Origin of the sequence: Pseudomonas persica (assembly GCF_900291015.1) — a bacterium.
In the GTDB taxonomy this organism is placed as follows: domain Bacteria; phylum Pseudomonadota; class Gammaproteobacteria; order Pseudomonadales; family Pseudomonadaceae; genus Aquipseudomonas.
Genome location: NZ_OLKL01000202.1, coordinates 1 through 262, shown reverse-complemented (window position 1 = coordinate 262; position 262 = coordinate 1). Strand labels below are relative to the sequence as shown.

The following is a 262-nucleotide window of genomic DNA, read 5'->3' as shown; positions in this document are numbered from 1 at the left end:
GGGCGCGCAGCAGGGCTTTTTTCATGTTGCGGGTGCCGATCACCCAGGCGGCGATGCGGTTGATGGAGGCATCAAAGAAGTCGAGGCCAATGTGTACGCGGTCAAACAGGTTATGGCGGACGATTTCACTGGCGATGGCCTGGGTTTCGTCATCCAGCAGCACCACGTGATCGCTGTCCCAGCGCACCGGGCGGCTGACGTGCAGCAGCAGGCGCGGCACGTAGAGCATGGCGGCGGAGATTTTGTCGGAGATGACTTCGGT

General features: G+C 61.5%; 1 protein-coding gene. It reads right to left on the bottom strand.

The features are described 5' to 3' along the window. A partial coding sequence (locus FQ664_RS26270) for an L-rhamnose isomerase (protein WP_178091094.1) occupies positions 1 to 262 on the bottom strand: 262 nt, incomplete at both ends.